This window comes from Streptomyces sp. NPDC086077, from assembly GCF_040686175.1.
In the GTDB taxonomy this organism is placed as follows: Bacteria; Actinomycetota; Actinomycetes; order Streptomycetales; family Streptomycetaceae; genus Streptomyces.
Genome location: NZ_JBFBJT010000073.1, coordinates 1 through 21705, shown reverse-complemented (window position 1 = coordinate 21705; position 21705 = coordinate 1). Strand labels below are relative to the sequence as shown.

The 21705-nt window shown below is 69.0% G+C and carries 17 protein-coding genes, 2 tRNA genes and 1 pseudogene; 3 read left to right on the top strand and 17 right to left on the bottom strand.

Translation table 11 applies throughout. From position 1 onward, the window contains the following. Positions 1-68: 68 nt before the first annotated feature. The 10 genes from AB0O67_RS21475 to AB0O67_RS21430 form a co-directional block, all read right to left on the bottom strand. Entirely contained in the window at positions 69-1571 is a 1503-nt protein-coding gene (locus tag AB0O67_RS21475; protein WP_365452322.1) for a CYTH and CHAD domain-containing protein, read from the bottom strand. A 65-nt stretch (positions 1572-1636) separates the two neighbouring features. Further along, the gene (rodA, locus tag AB0O67_RS21470) at positions 1637-2836 is read right to left on the bottom strand and encodes a rod shape-determining protein RodA (RefSeq protein WP_365452320.1); all 1200 of its coding nucleotides are present in this window, start codon (positions 2834-2836) and stop codon (positions 1637-1639) included. Then, entirely contained in the window at positions 2833-5109 is a 2277-nt protein-coding gene (gene mrdA, locus AB0O67_RS21465) for a penicillin-binding protein 2 (protein WP_365452318.1), read from the bottom strand. The genes rodA and mrdA overlap by 4 nt, the downstream gene beginning before the upstream one ends. A gap of 116 nt (positions 5110-5225) precedes the next feature. Then, positions 5226-5903, bottom strand: coding sequence for a rod shape-determining protein MreD (mreD, locus tag AB0O67_RS21460; protein ID WP_365452316.1), 678 nt, complete (start codon positions 5901-5903; stop codon positions 5226-5228). Positions 5904-5917: 14 nt separating this feature from the next. After that, positions 5918-6952: a rod shape-determining protein MreC gene (gene mreC / locus AB0O67_RS21455; RefSeq protein ID WP_365452314.1), complete on the bottom strand. Its 1035-nt coding sequence runs from the start codon at positions 6950-6952 to the stop codon at positions 5918-5920. Positions 6953-7117: 165 nt separating this feature from the next. Further along, entirely contained in the window at positions 7118-8137 is a 1020-nt protein-coding gene (locus AB0O67_RS21450) for a rod shape-determining protein (protein WP_365452312.1), read from the bottom strand. Between the two features lie 323 nt (positions 8138-8460). Next, positions 8461-8874, bottom strand: a complete 414-nt coding sequence (ndk, locus tag AB0O67_RS21445; protein WP_365452310.1) for a nucleoside-diphosphate kinase — start codon at positions 8872-8874, stop codon at positions 8461-8463. A 68-nt stretch (positions 8875-8942) separates the two neighbouring features. Continuing rightward, entirely contained in the window at positions 8943-9284 is a 342-nt protein-coding gene (locus AB0O67_RS21440) for a DUF4233 domain-containing protein (RefSeq protein ID WP_365452308.1), read from the bottom strand. A gap of 6 nt (positions 9285-9290) precedes the next feature. Continuing rightward, on the bottom strand, positions 9291-10811 hold the full coding sequence (locus AB0O67_RS21435) for a folylpolyglutamate synthase/dihydrofolate synthase family protein (RefSeq protein WP_365452307.1): 1521 nt from the start codon (positions 10809-10811) through the stop codon (positions 9291-9293). 282 nt (positions 10812-11093) lie between these two features. Continuing rightward, positions 11094-13718, bottom strand: coding sequence for a valine--tRNA ligase (locus AB0O67_RS21430; RefSeq protein ID WP_365452305.1), 2625 nt, complete (start codon positions 13716-13718; stop codon positions 11094-11096). A 136-nt stretch (positions 13719-13854) separates the two neighbouring features. Between AB0O67_RS21430 and AB0O67_RS21425 the strand changes: the two genes are divergently transcribed. Beyond that, positions 13855-14808: a hypothetical protein gene (locus AB0O67_RS21425; protein WP_365452303.1), complete on the top strand. Its 954-nt coding sequence runs from the start codon at positions 13855-13857 to the stop codon at positions 14806-14808. A 68-nt stretch (positions 14809-14876) separates the two neighbouring features. Here AB0O67_RS21425 and clpX read toward each other — a convergent pair whose 3' ends face one another. The 5 genes from clpX to AB0O67_RS21400 form a co-directional block, all read right to left on the bottom strand. After that, entirely contained in the window at positions 14877-16163 is a 1287-nt protein-coding gene (clpX, locus tag AB0O67_RS21420; RefSeq protein ID WP_365452301.1) for an ATP-dependent Clp protease ATP-binding subunit ClpX, read from the bottom strand. Between the two features lie 190 nt (positions 16164-16353). Beyond that, positions 16354-17034, bottom strand: a complete 681-nt coding sequence (locus AB0O67_RS21415) for an ATP-dependent Clp protease proteolytic subunit (RefSeq protein ID WP_365452299.1) — start codon at positions 17032-17034, stop codon at positions 16354-16356. A gap of 76 nt (positions 17035-17110) precedes the next feature. Continuing rightward, positions 17111-17722: an ATP-dependent Clp protease proteolytic subunit gene (locus AB0O67_RS21410; RefSeq protein WP_365452364.1), complete on the bottom strand. Its 612-nt coding sequence runs from the start codon at positions 17720-17722 to the stop codon at positions 17111-17113. 205 nt (positions 17723-17927) lie between these two features. Then, complete coding sequence (gene tig, locus AB0O67_RS21405; protein ID WP_365452297.1) at positions 17928-19316, bottom strand: trigger factor; 1389 nt, start codon at positions 19314-19316, stop codon at positions 17928-17930. A 170-nt stretch (positions 19317-19486) separates the two neighbouring features. Then, positions 19487-19563: transfer RNA gene (locus AB0O67_RS21400), tRNA-Pro, on the bottom strand. Positions 19564-19727: 164 nt separating this feature from the next. Between AB0O67_RS21400 and AB0O67_RS21395 the strand changes: the two genes are divergently transcribed. After that, positions 19728-19798 (top strand) — tRNA-Gly (locus tag AB0O67_RS21395). Positions 19799-19886: 88 nt separating this feature from the next. Here AB0O67_RS21395 and AB0O67_RS21390 read toward each other — a convergent pair. Then, positions 19887-20081, bottom strand: a complete 195-nt coding sequence (locus AB0O67_RS21390; RefSeq protein ID WP_141314327.1) for a hypothetical protein — start codon at positions 20079-20081, stop codon at positions 19887-19889. Positions 20082-20478: 397 nt separating this feature from the next. On the opposite strand from AB0O67_RS21390, the gene AB0O67_RS21385 reads away from it, so the two are divergent. Beyond that, positions 20479-21594, top strand: a complete 1116-nt coding sequence (locus AB0O67_RS21385) for an acyltransferase family protein (RefSeq protein WP_365452295.1) — start codon at positions 20479-20481, stop codon at positions 21592-21594. Between the two features lie 49 nt (positions 21595-21643). Here the strand turns inward: AB0O67_RS21385 and AB0O67_RS21380 are convergent. Further along, positions 21644-21705: pseudogene (locus AB0O67_RS21380) on the bottom strand (SsrA-binding protein); the annotation flags it as partial.

Below are 21705 nucleotides of genomic sequence, written 5' to 3'. Positions count from 1 at the left end.
ACCCCCGGCCGGAGGCTGGGGGCGGGTGACCATCAAGCCTAACGCGGCCGGGACACCCCTCCGCACGCTCAGAGCGCGACCGCCCCCCTCATCCCCTTCCACACACCCGGCAGCTCCTCCTCCACCTCTGCCGCCCGCTGCTCCTCGCGGGCGTGGAGCAGGCCGTAGGTGAACGAGTTCTCCCCGGCGGCGTGCGCCTGCTCGGCCAGGTCCCTCAGGGCGGCCCGGCTCATCACGCTGTCCTGGTGCTCGCCGAGCAGGCTCTGGAGGTCCTTCAGCGACGACACCAGCTTGGACGCCGGCTTGCCGAACGCGGGGGCCGCCACCTCCGCCGCGTACCGCGCCCGCTTGGCCTTCTTGCGGGCCTCGTGCAGCGCCACGTCCCGCTCGTGCCCGGCCGAGGTGTCGAGGGCCTGGTCGACCAGGCCGGCCAGCCTGTCGCAGGCCTTGTTCACGGCCTTGGTGAGCACCTTCGACGGCTTCCCGGCCGCCGCCGCGCGCAGCGGCGGGTCGGCGAGCAGGGCGTCCAGCGAGGTCAGCAGCGCCAGATAACGCTGCCCGTTCAGTACGTCGATGATCTGCCGTCGCGAGTCCCCGCCCCGCGCCTTCGACCAGGCGCGCAGCCGGTTGCGAACGGGCCCGGCGACGAGGTCGTGCGGCAGTTCCTCGATGACGCCGGTGATCCGCTCGGCCAGCACCTCCTGGTCTCGGCCCGCACCCAGCTCACCCGCCAGCCACTTCAGCTCGACGCCGATCGGGTCGGTGACGGCCCGGTCGAGGACCTTGCGGTAGGACTTGAAGGTGCTGCGCATCCGGCGGGTGGCGACCCGCATGCGGTGCACCGAGTCCTCCACGTCCCGGCGGACGGCGGGATCGACTTCGACGATCTCGTCGCGCTGGGCCCGTACGTACGCCAGCACGTGGTCACCGGCGGTGACCGGCTCGGCCCGGTCCTCCTTGCGGGGCCGGCCCTTCCCGCCGGTCTCCGCCAGCGCCCTGGCCAGCTTCGACGGGGACTCGGAGGGCTGGACGCCGGCCTTGCGCAGCCGCTTCTCTACCTTGTCGAGGAACGCAGGGTCGCCGTCGTCGGCGAGTTCCACCTCGATCTCGGTCCACTCGGCCTTCCCACCGCCCCCGGTGAGCCGCTCGGCCCGCACGGCGTCCAGGGAGACCTCGGCGAGCAGCTGCCCGTCGGCGTCCACGAGGTGGCGTACGTCGCGGGTCGAGCGCAGCCGGACCACGGGGGCCAGCTCGTCGTCGCGCACGCGGGAGCGGACGAGGGCGCCGAGCGTGGACGGCACGTGGTCGGAGAGCGGCGCGTGGATCTCGTCGCGGACGCCGGTGGCGACCGGGAGTTTCAGATGCCATCCGGCGTCCGAGCCGCCGGTGCGGCGGCGCAGGGTGATCGAGGCGGCTGCCAGTCGCTCGTCGACGGTGTCGTAGTAGGTGGCGTCCAGCTCGGCGACGCCCTGGTCGAGGACGGCCGCCACGCCGGCGACGCCGGTCAGGTCGGGCAGCCCGCTGTCGTCGGACTCGTACTTGCGCTCGATCTCACGCTTCGTATCCGCCATCCCTCGAATCTAATGGGATTCGGGGCATGACGGCAGGTGACCAGGGGGTTGAACCGGGAGAAACTTCACGCGGACATGGGTCTCTGCACCCGGATCGACTGCAACAGCCCTACGGCCACCCAGATCGCGAACATCGACGATCCTCCGTAGGACACGAACGGCAGCGGCAGACCGGTGACCGGCATGATCCCCAGGGTCATCCCGATGTTCTCGAAGGACTGGAAGGCGAACCAGGCCACGATGCCGGCCGCGACGATCGTGCCGTACAGCTCGGTCGTCTCCAGCGCGATCCGGCAGGCGCGCCAGAGCACCACGCCCAGCAGAAGGATTATCAGGCCGCCTCCGAGGAAGCCGAGTTCCTCGCCCGCGACGGTGAACACGAAGTCCGTCTGCTGCTCCGGCACGAACTGCCCGGTGGTCTGCGAGCCCTGGAACAGGCCTGAGCCGGTCAGTCCGCCCGAGCCGATGGCGATGCGTGCCTGGTTGGTGTTGTAGCCGACGCCCGCCGGGTCGAGGTCAGGGTTGGCGAACGCGGCGAAGCGGTTGATCTGGTAGTCGTCGAGGATGTGCAGCTGCCAGACCGCGATGGCGCCCATCGCGCCGGCGCCGAGCAGCCCGAACACCCACCGGTTGGACGCGCCGGACGCGAGCAGCACTCCCAGCACGATCACCACCATCACCATGACCGACCCGAGGTCGGGCATGAGCATCACGATCAGCATCGGCACCGTGGCCAGGCCGAGCGCCTGCAGGACCGTGCGGTGGTCGGGGTACGGCTTGTCGCCCGCGTCCACCCTGGCCGCCAGCAGCATCGCCATGCCGAGGATGATCGTGACCTTCACGAACTCCGAGGGCTGGAGGGAGAAGCCGCCACCGACCGCGATCCACGAGTGGGCGCCGTTGACCGTGGTGCCGAGCGGGGTCAGGACCAGCAGGACCAGGAAGACCGACGCTCCGTACAGGACCGGCACCGCGCCGCGCAGGGTGCGGTGGCCGAGCCAGACCGTGCCGATCATCAGTGCGAAGCCGATGCCGGTGTTCAGCAGGTGCCGGACCAGGAAGTAGTACGGATCGCCCTGGTTGATCTCGGTGCGGTTGCGGGTCGCCGAGAACACCAGCATCGCGCCGATCAGAGACAGCGTCAGGGCGGACAGCAGTATCGGCCAGTCGAGCCGCCGGGCCAGCGAGTCACGAGCGAACAGCCGGGTCCAGCCGGCGCGCTCGGGTCCGTATCCGGAGACCTGGAAGCTGTTCGCGCCCGTCATGTGAGCATCCTTCGGCTGAGCGACCCGCGGCGGCTGCGGCAGCCCTGGCGGCGCCGGCGTCGCCGGGTGTTCCGGTTGCCCTCGGGCGAGGGCGGCACGGTCGCCGCCGTCTGCACCTGCCCGCCCTCGTCCACCGGGGCCTTCTGGCTGGCCTGCTGGTCCTTCGCCGGGTCCTTGGAGACCTTCGGCGCGATGATCGAGCCGTCGGCCTGGATCTTCGGCAGGTTCTTCTGCGGGGTGGGCAGCAGGGCGTTCTTCTCGTTGATGGCGCCGTCGTCGGCGACGCCGTACAGCGCGTCGTAGATGTTGCGCACGGCCGGGCCCGAGGCGCCCGAGCCCGTACCACCCTGGGAGATGGTCATCACGATCGCGTAGTCGTCGGTGTAAGTCGCGAACCACGAGGTGGTCTGCTTGCCGTAGACCTCCGCCGTACCGGTCTTGGCGTGCATCGCGATCTTGTCCTGCGGCCAGCCGCCGAACCGCCACGCCGCCGTACCCCGGGTGGCCACACCCTCCAGGGCCTCGTCCATCTGGGCCAGCGTCTGCCGGGTGACCGGCAGCTTGCCGTGCGACTTGGGCTTGATCTCCGAGATCCGCTTGCCGTCGGGGCTGATGATCGCCTTGCCGACGGACGGGTCGTAGAGCGTGCCGCCGTTGGAGATGGCCGCGTAGATCGTCGCCATCTGAATCGGTGTCACCAGCGTGTCACCCTGGCCGATGGAGTAGTTGATCTCGTCACCGGCGCGCATCTTGTTGCCTTCGAGGCAGTTCTCGTAGGAGATCCGCTGGACGTAGTCCCCGTCCTTCTTGCCCGTCTTGCACCAGGCGTCCTTGTTGGCCTCCCAGTACTGCTGCTTCCACTGGCGGTCGGGGACGCGGCCGGTGACCTCGTTGGGCAGGTCGATGCCGGTCTCCTTGCCGAGGCCGAACTGGTGGGCGGCCTTGTAGAAGTGGTCCTTCGGCTGCCCCTTCTTGGGGTTGATGCCGCCGTCCTTCTTCCACTCGTTGTGCGCGAGCTGGTAGAAGACCGTGTCGCAGGAGACCTCCAGGGCGCGGCCCAGGCTGATCGGGCCGTGGTTCTGCGACTCGAAGTTCTTGAAGACCTGGCCGCCGACCGAGTAGGCGCTGGAGCAGTTGTAGCGGCCGTCGAAGTCGTAGCCGGCCTGGACCGCGGCCGCGGTGGAGACCACCTTGAAGATCGAGCCCGGCGCCGCCTGACCCTGTATGGCCCGGTTGAGCAGGGGGTAGTTGGACTTCTTGCCGGTGAGCCGGGCGTAGTCCTTGGCGGAGATGCCGCCGACCCAGGCGTTGGGGTCGTAGGTCGGGTTGGACGCCATGGCGACGATCCGTCCCGTCTTGGCCTCCATCACCACCACCGCGCCGGAGTCGGCCTTGTACCGCTCGTTGGTGTTGCGGTCCCACTCCTTGCGGGCGGTCTTCATCGCCTCGTTCAGCTCGAACTCGGCGACCCGCTGCACGCGGGCGTCGATGCTGGTGACGAGGTTGGAGCCGGGCTGGGCGGCGTCCGCCTCGGCCTGGCCGATGACCCGGCCGAGGTTGTCCACCTCGTAGCGGGTGACGCCGGCCTTGCCCCGCAGCTCCTTGTCGTAGGTCCGCTCCAGGCCGCTGCGGCCGACCTGGTCGGAGCGCAGGAACGGCGAGTCGGTGTCCTGGGCCTGCTGGATCTCCTGGTCGGTGACCGGGGAGAGATAGCCGAGCACCTGGGCGCTGTTGGCCGCGCCGGGGCTCGCGTACCGGCGGACGGCCTGCGGTTCGGCGGTGATGCCGGGGAAGTCCTCGGCGCGCTCACGGATCTGCAGGGCCTGGCGCGGGGTGGCCTCGTCGGTGATGGGGATCGGCTGGTACGGCGAGCCGTTCCAGCACGGCTGCGGCGTCTCGGAGTCGCACAGCCGCACCTTCGCCATGACGTCCTTGGGCGTCATGCCGAGCACGCCCGCGAGCTTGGTGAGGACGCCCTTGCCGTCGTCCTTCATCTTCAGCAGGTCGGTGCGGGAGGCGGAGACCACCAGCCGTGTCTCGTTGTCGGCGAGGGCCACTCCCCGCGCGTCCAGGATCGAGCCGCGCACGGCGGGCTCGACGACCTGCTGGACGTGGTTGCCCGACGCCTCCTTGGCGTAGGCCTCGCCTTCGCGGATCTGGAGGTACCACAGCCGGCCGCCGAGGGTGGCCAGGAGGGAGAGGACGAGGATCTGGATGACGACGAGCCGGATCTGGACCCGTGGGGTCCGTCCGGTCTCGGGAATGTTGGTCACTGCGGTTGCCTCCCCCTCTCAGAGCGCGTACGCGTGTGCGGGTACGAGTGATGAACGGCCGACCCGCGAGGCCGGGTTCCTCCTGAGCTCCCCCGTTCGGGTGAACTGCCCTGCGCTCACAGCCGCTTGACCCCCTTGATGCGCCCGGCCCGGGCCACCCGCGCTCTGGCCGCCTTCACCTTCAGGCCCCCGAACCCGCCGCGCTGGCCGCCGATGCGCAGTCCGGTGCCGGAGGAGAGCCAGCCGGAGGAGATGTCCGTCGCCTTGGCCGACGAGCCGGTCTCCAGCGGGTTGTTGTCCGCGCGCCGGGCGAGCGCCATCAGGCCGGGCACGACGAAGGGCGCGAGCAGCAGGTCGTACAGGGCTGCCGTGAACAGCAGGCCGGGCAGGCCGACATGGCGGGCGGCGGTGTCGCCGACGAGGGCGCCCACCCCGGCGTACAGCAGGGTGCTGCCGACCGCGGCGGCGACGACCACGGCCATCGGTCCGGTGGCTGACTTGAGCTGGCCGTTCTCCGGCTTGACCAGGCCCGCGAGGTAGCCGATGACGCAGAGCACCAGCGCGTAGCGGCCGGCGGCGTGGTCGGCGGGCGGGGCGAGGTCGGCGAGGAGTCCGGCGCCGAAGCCGATCAGGGCGCCGCCGACATGGCCGTAGACCAGGGCGAGGGCCAGCACGGTGAGCAGTACCAGGTCGGGGACGGCGCCCGGGAGGTGCAGCCGGGCGAGGACACTCACCTGGAGCATCAGGGCGACGACGACCAGTGTGGAGGAGAGCAGAATCCTGTTGAAGCGCATGGGTACAGCTCCCCCTACTGGTCTTCCTCTTGCTGGGACTGGCCGTCGTCGGGTGACGGACCGTCGGTCGCCGAGTCGCTGTCGGTCGCCGAGTCACCGTCCGTGGCCGAGTCGCCCTCGGCGGGCGCGTCGGCGTTCTCCGCGCCCGGGGTCACGGTCACCGTCACGGTGGGCGTCGGCGTGGGCTTGGGCTTGGCCGGCAGCACCGTGTCGCGCGGGTCCCGCTCCGGGGTCTGGACGACGACGCCGACGATGTCGAGCTTGCTGAAGCCGACGAACGGCGTGACGTACAGGGTGCGCGTCAGGCCGCCGCCGGAGGGGTCGACACGGGAGACCACGCCGACCGGGACGCCGGGCACGAACGGCCGGTCGGCCTGCGAGCCGAAGGTGACCAGGCGGTCTCCCTTCTTGATCTGCGCCTTGCCGTTGAGGAGTTCGACGCGCAGCGGGCGGTCGCCCTGGCCGGAGGCGAAGCCGAGTTCGTCGCTGCCTTCCATGCGGGTGCCGACGGTGAAGTCGGGGTCGCTGGCGAGCAGTACGGTCGCCGTGTTCGGGCCGACGGTGGTGACGCGGCCGACGAGGCCGTCGCCGTTGAGGACGGTCATGTCACGCTTGATGCCGTCGTTGGCGCCGATGTCGATGGTGATGGTCCAGGAGAAGCCCTGGGCCGCTCCTATGGCGATGACCTCGGCACCCTTGATGCCGTACTGGCCCTGGCCGGCGATCTTCAGCATCTTGTCGAGCTGCTTCAGGCGGCTGCGGTTGCGGTCGTCGCTGCCGAGCTTGGCCTTCAGGTCGGCGTTCTGCCGCTCCAGTTCGGCGAGCCGGTCGTGTCGCTCGCCGGAGTCACGGATCGCTGCGATCGCGTTGCCCACCGGGTCGACCGCGGACGACACGCCGTTCTCGATCGGGCCGAAGGCGGCGGCCGCGGCACCACGGGCACCGTCGACCGGTGAATCCTCCCCGCCGCGAATGTCCACCGTGATCAGCGCGAACGCGATGGCGACCAGCAGCACCAGGAGCAGCCGGCTCTCTCGTGTGTCCCTCACGTGCGGCGGCCGTGCCCTTCCTCATAGGAACCGGGAAATCGGGTCGGCCCGCTGGGAATCCGGACGGCGGATTCCCACGGGCTGTTTGTGGCAGCTTATGCCTCTATATCAACGATCCGCCGTACGAGAGGCGATGGTCTCGTACGGCGGAATCGAAGAGTTACCTCATCTGCGCGGCTGGGCGTCCAGAACCTGCTGCAGCGCCTCGAACTCCTCGACGCACTTGCCGGATCCGAGCGCCACGCTGTCCAGCGGGTCCTCGGCGATGTGGATCGGCATTCCGGTCTCCCGGCGCAGCCGCTCGTCCAGGCCGCGCAGCATCGCGCCGCCGCCGGTCAGAACGATTCCGCGGTCCATGATGTCGCCGGACAGCTCCGGCGGGCACTTGTCCAGCGTCGTCTTCACCGCGTCCACGATCGCGTTGACGGGCTCCTCGATCGCCTTGCGCACTTCGGCGGCCGAGATGACGACGGTCTTGGGCAGGCCGGAGACGAGGTCCCGGCCGCGGATTTCGGTGTGCTCGTCGGAGTCGAGGTCGTACGCCGAACCGATCGTGATCTTGATCTGCTCGGCCGTGCGCTCACCCAGCAGGAGCGAGTACTCCTTCTTGATGTGCTGGATGATCGCGTTGTCCAGCTCGTCGCCCGCGACCCGGATGGACTGGGCGGTGACGATGCCGCCGAGGGAGATGACCGCGACCTCCGTGGTGCCGCCGCCGATGTCCACCACCATGTTGCCCGTGGCCTCGTGGACCGGCAGGCCGGAGCCGATGGCCGCCGCCATGGGCTCCTCGATGATGTGCACCTGACGGGCGCCGGCCTGGGACGACGCCTCGATGACGGCGCGGCGCTCGACGCCCGTGATGCCCGAGGGCACACAGACGACGACCCGCGGACGAGCCAGATAGCGCCGCTTGTGGATCTTCAGAATGAAGTAGCGGAGCATCCGCTCGGTGATCTCGAAGTCGGCGATCACGCCGTCCTTCAGCGGACGTACGGCAACGATGTTGCCGGGCGTGCGCCCGATCATCTTCTTCGCTTCGGCACCGACCGCGAGGATGCCACCGGTGTTGGTGTTGATCGCTACGACGGACGGCTCGTTGAGTACGATCCCGCGACCCCTGACGTACACCAGCGTGTTGGCGGTCCCGAGGTCGACAGCCATGTCACGGCCGATGAACGACATTGAGTTCCCCATCAGGATTCGTCTGGCCTTCCCACGGAGCTTTTGAGGGCTTTTCAGGTCGGCGAGGTGGGTGCTGTGACGTGAAGGCTTCCATCGTAGACGCGCCTTCCCGAACACTGCGCGAGGGTCTCCGCCATTGTCATCAGATGGCGCGCCGCCTCGCTTGTGGAGACGGGCCATCGGGGGCACTCGTTCCCCCGATCGGCACGGTTATGCGGCGGGACGGCCGGAAATGCGCGGCCGTCCCAGGTCATGCGGTTTGAAAAGGTGACGGTCCCTCAGAAGGACGCGTGGTGAATTCGTTCCGCTTCTTCGGCGGCGTGTCAGGCGCGACCGGGGAAGAAGATCTTCACCTCGCGTTCGGCCGACTCCTCGGAGTCGGAGGCGTGGATCAGGTTCTCCCGCACGATGACGCCGTAGTCACCGCGGATCGAGCCGGGCGCGGCGACGATCGGGTCGGTCGGGCCGGCCAGCGCGCGCACCCCCTCGATGACCCGCTCGCCCTCGACGATCAGCGCCACGACCGGGCCGGACGCCATGAACTGGACCAGCGGCTCGTAGAAGGGCTTGCCCTTGTGCTCGCCGTAGTGCTGCTCCAGGGTCTCCTGGTCCAGGGTGCGCAGCTCCAGCGCGGTGATCTGCCAGCCGGCCTTGCGCTCGATGCGGCTGATGATCTCGCCGGTCAGGCCACGACGGACGGCGTCGGGCTTGAGGAGGACGAGGGTGCGCTGGGTCACGACGGGGCTCCTTCTGGGGTCACGCGATGTGCGGGGTGATGAGGCTACAGGGCCCGACCTGGCCCTCGTCACGCAGTGTCAGCCTGGGCGGCGAATCGGGCCTTGGCCTCGTCGATCTTCCTGCCGTAATGGACGGAGGCCCACCACAGCGCGGCGAACATCGCCCCCAGGAAGAACATCGTGGGGACGAAGAATCCGGAAGCGATGAGTCCGAGCTGGAGCGCCCAGCCCATGGCCACCCCGCCCGGCCGGGTCACCAGGCCGCACAGCACCAGGCACAGGAACATCGCGATGCCGCTGACCGTCCAGACCGTCGACATGGCCAGGTCGGGGTCCTTCATCGCGACCAGACCGGCGAAGCCGATGACGAAGACCTCGCCGATCAGGGTGGAAGCACAGAGCGTACGCATCGTGGGTCAGCCCCTTCCCAGCAGCAGTCGGGCCTCGCCGACGGTGATGACGGATCCGGTGACGAGGACACCGCCGCCCGCGAACTCGCCCTCCTCCTCGGCCAGCGTGATCGCGGCCTCCAGCGCGTCCGGCAGCCGTGGCTCCACCTGGACCCGGTCCTCGCCGAACACCTCGACGGCGACGCCCGCCAACTCGTCGGCGTCCATCGCGCGGTGGCTGGAGTTCTGGGTGACGACGACCTCCGCGAACACCGGCTCGAAGGCCTCCAGCAGCCCGCGTACGTCCTTCTCGCCACTGGCTCCGACGACCCCGATGAGCCGGCTGAACTGGAAGGCCTCACCGACCGCCTCGGCGACCGCCCGGGCGCCCGCCGGGTTGTGCGCGGCGTCGAGGACGACGGTCGGCGACCGCCGTACGACCTCCAGCCGGCCCGGCGAGGCGACGGCGGCGAAGGCCTTGCGCACCGTGTCGATGTACAGCGGCTCGGGCCGCTGCGCGCCGACGCCGAAGAACGCCTCCACCGCGGCGAGCGCGACGGCGGCGTTGTGCGCCTGGTGCGCGCCGTGCAGTGGCAGGAACACGTCGGTGTACTCACCGCCGAGCCCGCGCAGCGTCAGCAGTTGCCCGCCGACGGCGACCTGCCGCGACACGACGCCGAACTCCAGCCCCTCACGGGCCACGGTCGCGTCGACGTCCACGGCCTTCTTCAGCAGCACCTGGGCGGCGTCCACCGGCTGCTGGGCCATGATCACGGTGGCGCCGGACTTGATGATCCCGGCCTTCTCACCGGCGATCTCGCCGGGCGTGCCACCGAGCCGGTCGGTGTGGTCGAGGTCGATCGGCGTCACGACGGCGACGTCGGAGTCGATGACGTTGGTGGCGTCCCAGCTCCCGCCCATGCCCACCTCGACCACGGCGACGTCCACGGGCGCGTCGGCGAAGGCGGCGTACGCCATGCCCGTCAGCACCTCGAAGAACGACAGCCGGTAGTCCTGCTGGGCGTCGACCATCTCGACGTACGGCTTGATGTCCTGGTACGTCTCGATGAAGCGCTCGGCGGCGATCGGCGCCCCGTCAAGACTGATCCGCTCGGTGACGGACTGCACGTGGGGCGAGGTGTACCGCCCGGTCCGCAGCTCGAAGGCGCCCAGCAGGGCCTCGATCATGCGTGCGGTGGACGTCTTGCCGTTGGTGCCCGTGATGTGGATCGAGGGGTACGACCGCTGCGGCTCGCCCAGCACGTCCATCAGCGCGGAGATGCGCGTGACGGACGGCTCCAGCTTGGTCTCGCCCCAGCGTGTCGCGAGCTCCGCCTCGACCTCTCGCAGCGCCTTGTCGGTCTCGGGGTCCTCGGGGCGCGCCGGTACGTCGGCCTCCGGCGGGCCGCCCTGTGTGCGCAGGGTCCGGCTGCCGGCCTCGATCACCGCGAGGTCGGGGTCGCGCTCGGTCTCGGCGGCGATGATCTCGTCGAACGACTCACCGGGGTCGGTCTGATCGCCGCTGTCGTGCGGGGGGAGCTCACTCACGGGGCCCAGTCTACGGAGGGGTGCCGACAGCGCGTGCGGTGGCTTGCGGCGCCTGCTCATCGTGGGCCGGTGGTGGGGCGCGGGGCTGCGGGGCGCGGGTGGCTCGGCTCGTCGTCCGGGTGCCGGGCGTACGTGGTCGTTCGCACGCTTCCCCGCGTCCCTGGCAGGCGTGAGCGTCCCCGACGCCGTAGCGATGCCTGGTACCAGTGCTCGCGCCCCTGGAGGGCGTGAAGGCTCCCGGTGCCGTACGGGCACCGGGAGCCTTCACGCCGGTGATGACCTTCAGGCCTGCGGGAGGCGCTGCAGCTGGGCCTGGATCCGCGCGATGTCCTCCTCGGCCTTGGCCAGGCGCGTGCGGATCTTGTCCACGACCTGGTCCGGGGCCTTGGCGAGGAACGCCTCGTTGCCGAGCTTCGCCGTGGCCTGTGCCTTCTCCTTCTCGGCGGCGGCGAGGTCCTTGGCGAGCCGCTTGCGCTCCGCCGCGACATCGATCACGCCGGAGAGGTCCAGCGCGACCTCGACGCCCGCCACCGGCAGCGTCGCCGTCGCCGCGAAGCTCTCGCCCTCGGGCTGGAGCCGCAGCAGCTGGCGGACGGCCGGCTCGTGCGGGGCCAGCGCCGTGCCGTCCAGGCTCAGACGCGCCGGCACCCGCTGGCCGGGCTGCAGCCCCTGGTCGGCGCGGAAGCGGCGGACCTCGGTGATCACCGACTGGAGCGTCTCGATCTCCCGCTCGGCGTCCGCGTCACGGAAGCCGCTGTCCGCGGGCCACTGCGCGATGACGACCGACTCCCCGCCGGTCAGCGTGGTCCACAGCGTCTCCGTCACGAAGGGGACGACCGGGTGCAGCAGCCGCAGCGTGACGTCCAGGACCTCGCCCAGGACGCGCTTGCTGACCTCGGCCGCCTCGCCGCCCGCCTGGAAGGTGGTCTTGGACAGCTCGACGTACCAGTCGAAGACCTCGTCCCACGCGAAGTGGAACAGGGCGTCGGAGAGCTTCGCGAACTGGTAGTCCTCGTAGTACGCGTCGACCTCGGCGACCACCGAGTTCAGGCGGGAGAGGATCCAGCGGTCGGTCGAGGACATCGCCGACGCGTCGGGCAGCGGGCCGTCCACCGTCGCGCCGTTCATCAACGCGAAGCGCGTGGCGTTCCAGATCTTGTTGGCGAAGTTGCGGGAGCCCTGGACCCAGTCCTCGCCGATCGGGACGTCGACGCCGGGGTTGGCGCCCCGGGCCAGCGTGAACCGCAGGGCGTCGCTGCCGTACTTGTCCATCCAGTCCAGCGGGTTGACCACGTTCCCGAAGGACTTGGACATCTTCTTGCCGTTCTGGTCACGGACCATGCCGTGCAGCGCGATGGTGTGGAACGGCGGGGTGCCGTCCATCGCGTACAGCCCGAACATCATCATCCGGGCGACCCAGAAGAAGAGGATGTCGTAGCCGGTGACCAGGACGGAGTTCGGGTAGAACTTCGCGAGCGACTCGGTCCGCCCGGGCCAGCCCAGCGTGGAGAACGGCCACAGGCCGGACGAGAACCAGGTGTCAAGGACGTCGGAGTCCTGACGCCAGCCCTCACCGCTCGGCGGCTCCTCGTCGGGGCCGACGCAGACGACCTCACCCTGCGGGCCGTACCAGACCGGGATGCGGTGGCCCCACCACAACTGCCGCGAGATGCACCAGTCGTGGAGGTTGTCGACCCAGTCGAAGTAGCGCTTCTCCATCTCCTGCGGGTGGATCTTGACCTTGCCGTCGCGGACCGCGTCACCGGCGGCCTTGGCGAGCGGGCCGACCTTGACCCACCACTGCATGGACAGCCGCGGCTCGATGGTGGTCTTGCAGCGCGAGCAGTGGCCGACGGAGTGGACGTAGGGCCGCTTCTCGGCGACGATCCGGCCGTCCGCGCGCAGCGCCGCGACGATGGCGGAGCGGGCCTCCAGCCGGTCGAGGCCCTGGAAGGGGCCGTGGGCGGTGATGACGGCGTGCTCGTCCATGACCGTGATGGCGGGCAGGTCGTGACGCTGGCCGATCTCGAAGTCGTTCGGGTCGTGCGCCGGGGTCACCTTGACGGCGCCCGTGCCGAACTCGGGGTCGACGTGCTCGTCCGCGACGACCGGGATGGAACGGTCGGTCAGCGGCAGCTTGATGAGCTTGCCGACCAGGTGCTTGTAGCGCTCGTCCCCGGGGTGGACGGCGACGGCGGTGTCACCGAGCATCGTCTCGGCGCGGGTGGTGGCGACGACGATGGTCTCGTCCCCGTCGCCGTACTTCATGGAGACGAGCTCGCCGTCGTCGTCCTGGTACTCGACCTCGATGTCCGAGATGGCGGTCAGACAGCGGGGGCACCAGTTGATGATGCGCTCGGCGCGGTAGATCAGCTCGTCGTCGTAGAGCCGCTTGAAGATGGTCTGGACGGCCTGGGACAGGCCCTCGTCCATGGTGAAGCGCTCACGCGACCACGCGACGGCGTCACCGAGGCGGCGCATCTGCCCGGAGATCTGCCCGCCGGACTCGGCCTTCCACTGCCAGACACGCTCCACGAACGCCTCACGGCCCAGGTCGTGCCGGGACTTGCCCTCCTTGGCCAGCTCCCGCTCGACGACGTTCTGCGTGGCGATGCCGGCGTGGTCCATGCCGGGCTGCCACAGCGTCTCGTAGCCCTGCATGCGCTTGCGGCGGGTCAGGGCGTCGATGAGCGTGTGCTCGAAGGCGTGCCCGAGGTGCAGACTGCCCGTGACGTTCGGCGGCGGGATGACGACGGTGTACGGCGGCTTGTCGCTCTTCGCGTCCGCCTCGAAGTAACCCCGCTCCACCCAGCGCTCGTACAGCGGCCCCTCTACGTCGGCCGGCGCGTACTGGGTCGGCAGTTCGGTGTGGGGCGCTGGTGGCTGCTGCTGAGCGTTCTCGGTCACCCGCTCAGTTTAGGGGTGTCACCGGGTGGTCCCGAAACTCGATTCTTGTGTAACGGTGACGCCCCCGATGCGGTGCGTTTCCTGTGTCTGCGCCAGGATGTCGTGAACACATAAGCATCTGGAGGGGAACCCAGGAATGAGCTACAACCAGCCGGGCCCGTACGGCGGGCAGCCCCAGCAGCCCGGTCCGTACGGCCAGCCGGGTCCGTACGGCCAGCAGCCGCAGGCCCCCCAGCCCGGCTACGGCTACCCCCAGCAGCCCGGCCAGCAGCAGCCGGGGTACGGCTACCCGCAGCAGCCTCCGCAGGGCGTCCCGCCCCAGACCCCGCCGTACGGTCAGCAGCCGCCCTACGGCCAGGCCCCCTACGGCGCGCCGATGCCGCCGGCCCCGGGCGGCGGCAAGAAGAAGACGGGCCTCATCATCGGCGCGGTGGCGGTCGTCGCCGCGATCGCGGTGGGCGCGTACTTCGTGATCGGCGGGGGCGGCGGCGCGGGCGTCGAGGACGACGGCGCGCACAAGGTGGCGACGCCGCAGACCGTGCTCTCCGACTACAAGCGGGTCTCCGACGACGGCGCCAGCGCCGGTGACGACTCCGTGGACGAGCTGGAGAAGAGCGGCGTCAAGAACGCCAAGACGGTGCTCGGCATCTACTCGACGGCCGACCTGACCGGTTACGACCCCTCCGACCCCAGTACCGCGCCCGACCCGAGCGAGCTCGCCACGGCCAAGGGCCTCACCTTCGCCGGCGCCTACGGAGACATCGCGGACCCGGAGAAAGCCCTGGACACGTTCTTCGCCAACTTCAAGAAGTCGGCCGAGGAGGGCACCTCCAGCGACCCGAGCACCCCCAAGACCGAGCTGGTCGGCGAGCCCGAGGAAGCCGACCTGGACGGCGCGTACATGAAGTGCCAGGCCGCCAAGGGCACCGACCCGGCGACCAAGAAGGAGAAGACGGACTGGTTCTGCGCCTGGGCCGACTTCAGCACCATCGTCATGGTCTCCCCGGGTGACACCACCAAGGGCGTGACGAAGGACGTCGCGATCGACCTCACCTCGAAGCTCCGCCCCGAGATCCGCGTCAAGGCCTGACGCGGCGGCACATGACAAGGGGCCCCGGTCGGCTGACCGGGGCCCCTTCTCGTGTGTCGCGCCCCGGGTTACGCGGACTTCTGCTCCCCCGGCCCCCGGCCCCGCGCGTCGCGCGGGATCAGGGTCGGGTTGACGTTGGAGTGGACGACGTCCGCCGTGACGACGACGCGGGCGACGTCCTTGCGGGACGGGACCTCGTACATCACCGACATCAGGACCTCCTCCATGATGGCGCGCAGGCCGCGGGCGCCGGTCTGTCGGAGGATGGCCTGGTCGGCGATGGCTTCGAGGGCCTCGCGTTCGAAGTCCAGTTCCACGCCGTCGAGTTCGAAGAGGCGCTGGTACTGCTTCATCAGGGCGTTGCGCGGCTCGACCAGGATCTTGAGGAGAGCCTCGCGGTCGAGGTTGTGCACCGAGGTGATGACCGGGAGGCGGCCGATGAACTCCGGGATCATGCCGAACTTGACCAGGTCCTCCGGCATGACGTCCTCGAACTGGTCCTTGGCCTCCAGCTCGCGCTTCGAGCGGATCGTCGCGCCGAAGCCGATGCCCTTGGCGCCCGCCCGGGACTCGATGATCTTCTCCAGTCCGGCGAAGGCGCCGCCCACGATGAACAGCACGTTCGTCGTGTCGATCTGGATGAACTCCTGGTGCGGGTGCTTGCGTCCGCCCTGCGGCGGCACGGAGGCAGTGGTGCCCTCCAGGATCTTCAGCAGAGCCTGCTGCACGCCCTCGCCGCTCACGTCCCTTGTGATGGACGGGTTTTCACTCTTGCGCGCGACCTTGTCGATCTCATCGATGTAGATGATCCCGGTCTCGGCCTTCTTGACGTCGTAGTCGGCCGCCTGGATCAGCTTCAGCAGGATGTTCTCGACGTCCTCGCCGACGTAGCCCGCCTCCGTGAGCGCCGTCGCGTCGGCGATGGCGAACGGGACGTTCAGCATGCGCGCCAGGGTCTGCGCGAGGAGGGTCTTGCCGGAGCCCGTGGGGCCCAGCAGCAGGATGTTGGACTTCGCCAACTCGATGGCGTCGTCGCGGCCTTGGGCGCCGCCGTTCTCCCCGGCCTGGACGCGCTTGTAGTGGTTGTAGACGGCGACGGAGAGGGCCTTCTTCGCCGCCTCCTGGCCGACCACGTACCCCTCGAGGAACTCGTAGATCTCGCGGGGCTTGGGCAGCTCCTCCCAGCGCACCTCGCTGGTCTCCGCGAGCTCTTCCTCGATGATCTCGTTGCAGAGATCGATGCACTCGTCGCAGATGTACACACCGGGGCCTGCGATGAGCTTCTTGACCTGCTTCTGGCTCTTGCCGCAGAACGAGCACTTGAGCAGATCGCCGCCGTCACCGATGCGTGCCACGGTGTGCTTCCCCTTCGCCTGGGAGACGACTGGACACCTGGTCCAGCGGCTCCTGGTGCTGCCTTATGTCCGACGGTACCTTGCCGAGCCCCCCGTTCGGGCCCCCCTTGGCACGGTTCACTTTGACGTGCACCTTGCCACGCACAGTGTCACACCGTGCCAAGGAGCGGCGTACATTACCCGATCCGCGTCAGCGGACCGTCGAGTTGTTCATCTTGCGCGTCGAGATGATCTGGTCGATCAGCCCGTACTCCAGCGCGTCCTCGGCGGTGAGGATCTTGTCGCGCTCGATGTCCTCACGGATCTTCTCGATCGACTGGGTGGAGTGCTTGGACAGCATCTCCTCCAGCTGCGAGCGCATCCGCAGGATCTCGTTCGCGGCGATCTCCAGGTCGGAGACCTGACCACGGCCGGTCTCGCTGTACGGCTGGTGGATCAGGACACGCGCGTTCGGCAGCGCCATGCGCTTGCCGGGGGTGCCGGCGGCCAGCAGCACGGCCGCGGCGGAGGCCGCCTGGCCCATGCAGACCGTCTGGACGTCCGGCTTCACGAACTGCATCGTGTCGTAGATCGCCGTCAGCGCGGTGAAGGAGCCGCCGGGGCTGTTGATGTAGACCGAGATGTCCCGGTCGGGGTCCATCGACTCCAGGCACAGCAGCTGCGCCATGACGTCGTTGGCGGAGGCGTCGTCGATCTGGACGCCGAGGAAGATCACGCGCTCCTCGAAGAGCTTCGCGTACGGGTCGTACTCACGAATGCCCTGGGAGGTGCGCTCCACGAAGCGCGGGATGACGTAGCGGGACTCGGCCTGCGGGCCGGTGTACTCGGCGCGCGTACGGTCGTAGAGGCCGCTGCCGGGGTAGTCGTTCACGGTGTCTCCTGAAAGGGGCTGGGGCGGTGGCTGGGGCGCTGGGCGGTGTACGGACCCGGAAGGGCCGTAGAGGCCCTTAGGAGGCCGCCCCGGTGCCGCCGCCGCCCGGCATGCCGGCAGCCGTGGGGATGACGTCGTCGATGAGGCCGTACTCCTTGGCCTCGAAGGCGTCGAACCAGCGGTCGCGGTCCGAGTCACGGGTGATCTGCTCGACCGACTGGCCCGTGTGCTGGGAGGTCAGCTCGGCCATGCGCTTCTTGGTGTGCAGCAGCCGCTCGGCGTGGATCTTGATGTCCGAGGCCGAGCCGGCGAGACCGGCGGACGGCTGGTGGATCAGGATCTCGGCGTTCGGCAGCGCGAAGCGCTTGCCGGGCGTGCCCGCGCTGAGCAGGAACTGACCCATCGAGGCAGCGAGGCCCATTGCGATGGTCACCACGTCGTTCTTGATGAACTGCATGGTGTCGTAGATCGCCATACCGGCCGTGATCGAGCCGCCGGGGCTGTTGATGTAGAGGTAGATGTCCTTGTCCGGATCGGCGGCAAGGAGCAGCAGCTGTGCAGTGATCTTGTTGGCGATGTCGTCGTCGACCGGCTGGCCGAGGAAGATGATCCGCTCGCCGAGCAGCCGGTTGTAGACCTGGTCGCCGAGGCCGCCACCGATGGAGGGCTCGCCGGCGGCGGAGGGCATCAGATTCGTCACGTATCCACCTGCTCGTCTTGCGACGGCGCGGGGCCGTCTCACGTGTCGTATTCATGGACCCTAACGCGCGGGTCCCTTCGGGGAATCCCGGAGACGGGAGTGTTCGCCGGGGGCGTAGCGACGTGGGCCGAGGGGCGGCCGTATGGCAAAAGGGCCCCGGGCGTGATCGTCCCGGGGCCCTCTGTACGGCTGTTTACGCTTCGTCGTCCTTCTTGTCACCCTCGGTGACCTCGCCGGACTGCTCGGCCTCGGCCTCGGCGGCCTCGTCCTCCTCGTCGTCCAGGTCGACGATCTCGCCGTTGGTGTCCTTGACCGTGGCGGCCTCGACGACGACCGCGAGGGCCTTGCCGCGGGCGACCTCGCCGACCAGGAGCGGAACCTGGCCCTGCTCGACGACGGCCTGCGCGAACTGGTCCGGGGACATGCCGGAGGAGGCGGCGCGCCGCATCAGGTGCTCGGTGAGCTCCTCCTGGCTGACGTTGAGCTTCTCCTGCTTGACCAGCTCGTCGAGGACGAACTGGGTCTTGATGCCCTTGACCGCGGCCTCGCGGGTCTCTGTCTCGAACTCCTCGGCGGTCTTGTCCTGGATCTCCAGGTACTTGTCGAGGGTGAGGCCCATCTGGCCGAGCTGGTGGTGCTCCAGGTTGTGCTTGCGGGTGTTGATCTCGTCCTCGAGGAGCTTTTCGGGAACGGGCACCTCGACGAGCTCCAGCAGCTTCTCCAGGACGCGCTCCTGGGCCTGCGTGGCCTGGTCGAACTGCTTCATGTTCTCCAGGCGCTTGCGGCTGTCGGCCTTCAGCTCGTCCAGCGTGTCGAACTCCGAGGCGAGCTGCGCGAACTCGTCGTCCAGCTCGGGCAGTTCGCGCTTGGCGACCTGGGTGACCTTGACGGTGACCTCGGCCTCCCGGCCGGCCGCCGAGCCGCCCTTGAGCTCGGAGGTGAAGGTGGCCTCGCCACCGGCCTCCACGCCCGTCACGGCGTCGTCGATGCCGTCCAGCAGCTCACCGGAGCCGATGGTGTAGGAGACACCGCTCGCGATGCCGTCCTCCAGGACCTCGCCGTCGACCTTGGCCTCCAGGTCGATCGTCACGACGTCGCCGTCCTCGGCGGCGCGCTCCACCGGCGTGGTGGAGGCGAAGCGCTCGCGCAGCTGCTCGACCGACTTGTCGATGTCCTCCTCGGTGACCTCGACGGCGTCGACCTCGACCTCGATGCCGGAGTAGTCCGGGATCTCGATGGCCGGGCGGATGTCCACCTCGGCGGTGAAGGACAGCAGCTCGTTGTCCTTCAGCTCGGTGATGTCGACCTCGGGCTGGCCCAGCACGTTGAGCTCGGCCTCGTTGACAGCCTCCGTGTAGAACTTCGGAAGCGCGTCGTTGACGGCCTCCTCCAGCACGGCGCCGCGGCCGAACCGCTGGTCGATGACCCGGGCGGGGATCTTGCCCTTGCGGAAACCCTTCACCGTGACCTGCTGGTTGATCTTCTTGTACGCCGCGTCGAGGCTGTCCTTGAGCTCCTCGAAGGGCACCTCGACAGTGAGCCGAACCCGGGTCGGGTTCAGGGTCTCCACGGCGCTCTTCACGGTTCGGTCTCCTTGTGGCTGACTTCTCGGGTTCTGCCGGCGCCCGACGGGCCCGGCGGATGTAGCCGCCCTGAGGACTATCAGTGATGAGACACACGGGCGTGCAGCTTGCATAGTAACGGCAGCGGCTACACGGCCCAAAAGGCGATCACGCGTGGTGATCGGGTGAGTGGTCGGGGTGGCGGGATTTGAACCCACGGCCTTCCGCTCCCAAAGCGGACGCGCTACCAAGCTGCGCCACACCCCGTCTGGTGCGACACGTAGGGTACATGCCCGCAGGCAGCGGAGCTGCCGCTTTCCCCGAGGGCGGTGCGATGTCGGCGTCCGGGCGGAACGGGGTGTGCGGCGAGGGCGGCCGACCCGCTACGATGCCTGCAGTGCCGCGGGCTACTGACCTGCGGCGCGTTGTGCGCGGGCGTAGCTCAATGGTAGAGCCCCAGTCTTCCAAACTGGCTACGCGGGTTCGATTCCCGTCGCCCGCTCTGTCGCCTCGGGGCCCGGCAGGAGGTTCACCCTCCTGCCGGGCCCCGAGGCGTTCCCGGACCGGCCGCCGGAAGCCGGTCGAGCCCGTCAGAAGCTGATCGAGTTGATCGTGTCCGCTATCGAGTCGAGAAAGCGGTTGATCGACGGGGCCATCCCGGTCGAGGCGAGGAAGAAGCCGAAGAGGATCGCCACTATGGCGGGTCCCGCCTTGATCGAGCCCCCACGCATCATCACCACCAGGATGATCGCCAACAGCAGCACCACTGACAGTGAAATGGCCACAACTGATCACACCCTCGGTCGGTCCGCTCTCCCGGCCGGGACCACGAGCCCGCGCGACCCCCGCCAGAACCATCGTGCCACCAACAGGCCTCCCCTATGCGGCGCGTGACGTAACCCCGACCACACCAGCGCCGCACCCCGGCGCGCTCCGCGCTGCCCCGAAGGCCCACCGCGTGCGCCCCGTAAGGGAATTGACAAGCCGCCGTCGCGGAAATTCAACCTGATCGTTTCCACACCCACACAACGTCGCCCACAACGCGCACGGGGTTATTTCCAATTGCCCGTTTTCGCGGTTTTCCGAGGTTTCTCAGCACCTAAAGAAAGGCGACCGACGACTGAACCCGGAATGACGTGGAGAGTTTTACGGGAGCCCACGGGCGGGGCTAGGGTGCCTCAGATGTTTCAGGCACAGGTCAAACAGCGCGATGCCTTCTTCGACAACGCCAAGTACCTGGCGATCGTCCTGGTGGCGGTGGCTCACGCGTGGGAGCCGCTGAAGGAGGACAGCCGGATCCTGGAAGGCGTGTACCACGTTGTGTACGCGTTCCACATGCCGGCGTTCATCATCATCTCCGGCTACTTCTCGCGCAGTTTCGACATGCGCCCCGACCGGTTGAAGAGACTCGTCACCGGCGTCGCCGTGCCGTACCTCATCTTCGAGACCGCCTATCCGCTCTTCAAGCGCGTCGTCGCCGATGACCCGGGTCAGGACATAAGTCTACTCGACCCCTGGTATCTGACCTGGTTCCTGGTCGCACTGTTCGTCTGGCGGCTCACCACTCCCCTGTGGAATCTGGTGCGTTGGCCGCTGCCCCTCGCGCTCGGCATCGCCATGCTGGCGTCCGTCTCCCCGTCGATCGGCGAGGACCTCGACCTCCAGCGGGTGCTCCAGTTCCTGCCGTACTTCGTGCTGGGCCTGTGCATGAAGCCGGAGCACTTCCAGATGGTGCGCCGGCGGTCGGTGCGGATCCTGGCGGTGCCCGTGTTCACGGCCGCGCTGGCGGTCGGCTGGTGGACGGTGCCGCGGATGGGCACCGGGTGGTTCTTCCACCGGGACGCCGCCCAGCAGATGGGCGCGCCGTGGTGGGTGGGTCCGGTGATGGTGCTCGCGTTGTTCGGCTGCTCGCTGCTGCTGACCGCCTGCTTCTTCGCCTGGGTGCCGGGCCGGCAAATGTGGTTCACGGCGCTCGGCGCGGGCACGCTCTACGGCTATCTGCTCCACGGCTTCCTGGTGAAGGCCGGTGACTACCGCGGCTGGTTCGAGCCCGACTGGCTGCACCGGCCGTTCGGCCAGATTCTCGTGAGCGCGCTCGCGGCCGCCGCCGTCACGCTGCTGTGCACCAAGCCCGTACGACGCGCCTTCCGGTTCGCGATGGAGCCGAAGATGGCCTGGGCGTTCCGACAGGACGCGGCCCAGGGGGCGCGGGAGCGGGAGAGGGCGGCGGAGAAGGCCGGGGAGAAGGCCGCGGCCGAGGCCACGGAGAAGTCCCTCGAGAAGGCGCCGCTGGGCTGAGAACGAAGGAAGCGAGGGGCCGGGCGACCACCGCTGTACGCGCGGTGGCGATCTCCTCGCGGTGCAGGAGCAACTTGCGCTTGCGCCGGGCGCTGTGGTTGGTCCAGGTGC

Bases quoted from the DNA above. Each gene is read 5' to 3' on its own strand.
- AB0O67_RS21475 (WP_365452322.1), bottom strand. From the start codon at position 1,571: ATGGCGGATACGAAGCGTGAGATCGAGCGCAAGTACGAGTCCGACGAC.
- AB0O67_RS21450 (WP_365452312.1), bottom strand. From the start codon at position 8,137: ATGTCGTTCATCGGCCGTGACATGGCTGTCGACCTCGGGACCGCCAAC.
- AB0O67_RS21385 (WP_365452295.1), top strand. From the start codon at position 20,479: ATGTTTCAGGCACAGGTCAAACAGCGCGATGCCTTCTTCGACAACGCC.
- AB0O67_RS21425 (WP_365452303.1), top strand. From the start codon at position 13,855: ATGAGCTACAACCAGCCGGGCCCGTACGGCGGGCAGCCCCAGCAGCCC.
- AB0O67_RS21440 (WP_365452308.1), bottom strand. From the start codon at position 9,284: ATGCGTACGCTCTGTGCTTCCACCCTGATCGGCGAGGTCTTCGTCATC.
- mreD (WP_365452316.1), bottom strand. From the start codon at position 5,903: ATGCGCTTCAACAGGATTCTGCTCTCCTCCACACTGGTCGTCGTCGCC.
- rodA (WP_365452320.1), bottom strand. From the start codon at position 2,836: ATGACGGGCGCGAACAGCTTCCAGGTCTCCGGATACGGACCCGAGCGC.
- AB0O67_RS21410 (WP_365452364.1), bottom strand. From the start codon at position 17,722: ATGCCCTCCGCCGCCGGCGAGCCCTCCATCGGTGGCGGCCTCGGCGAC.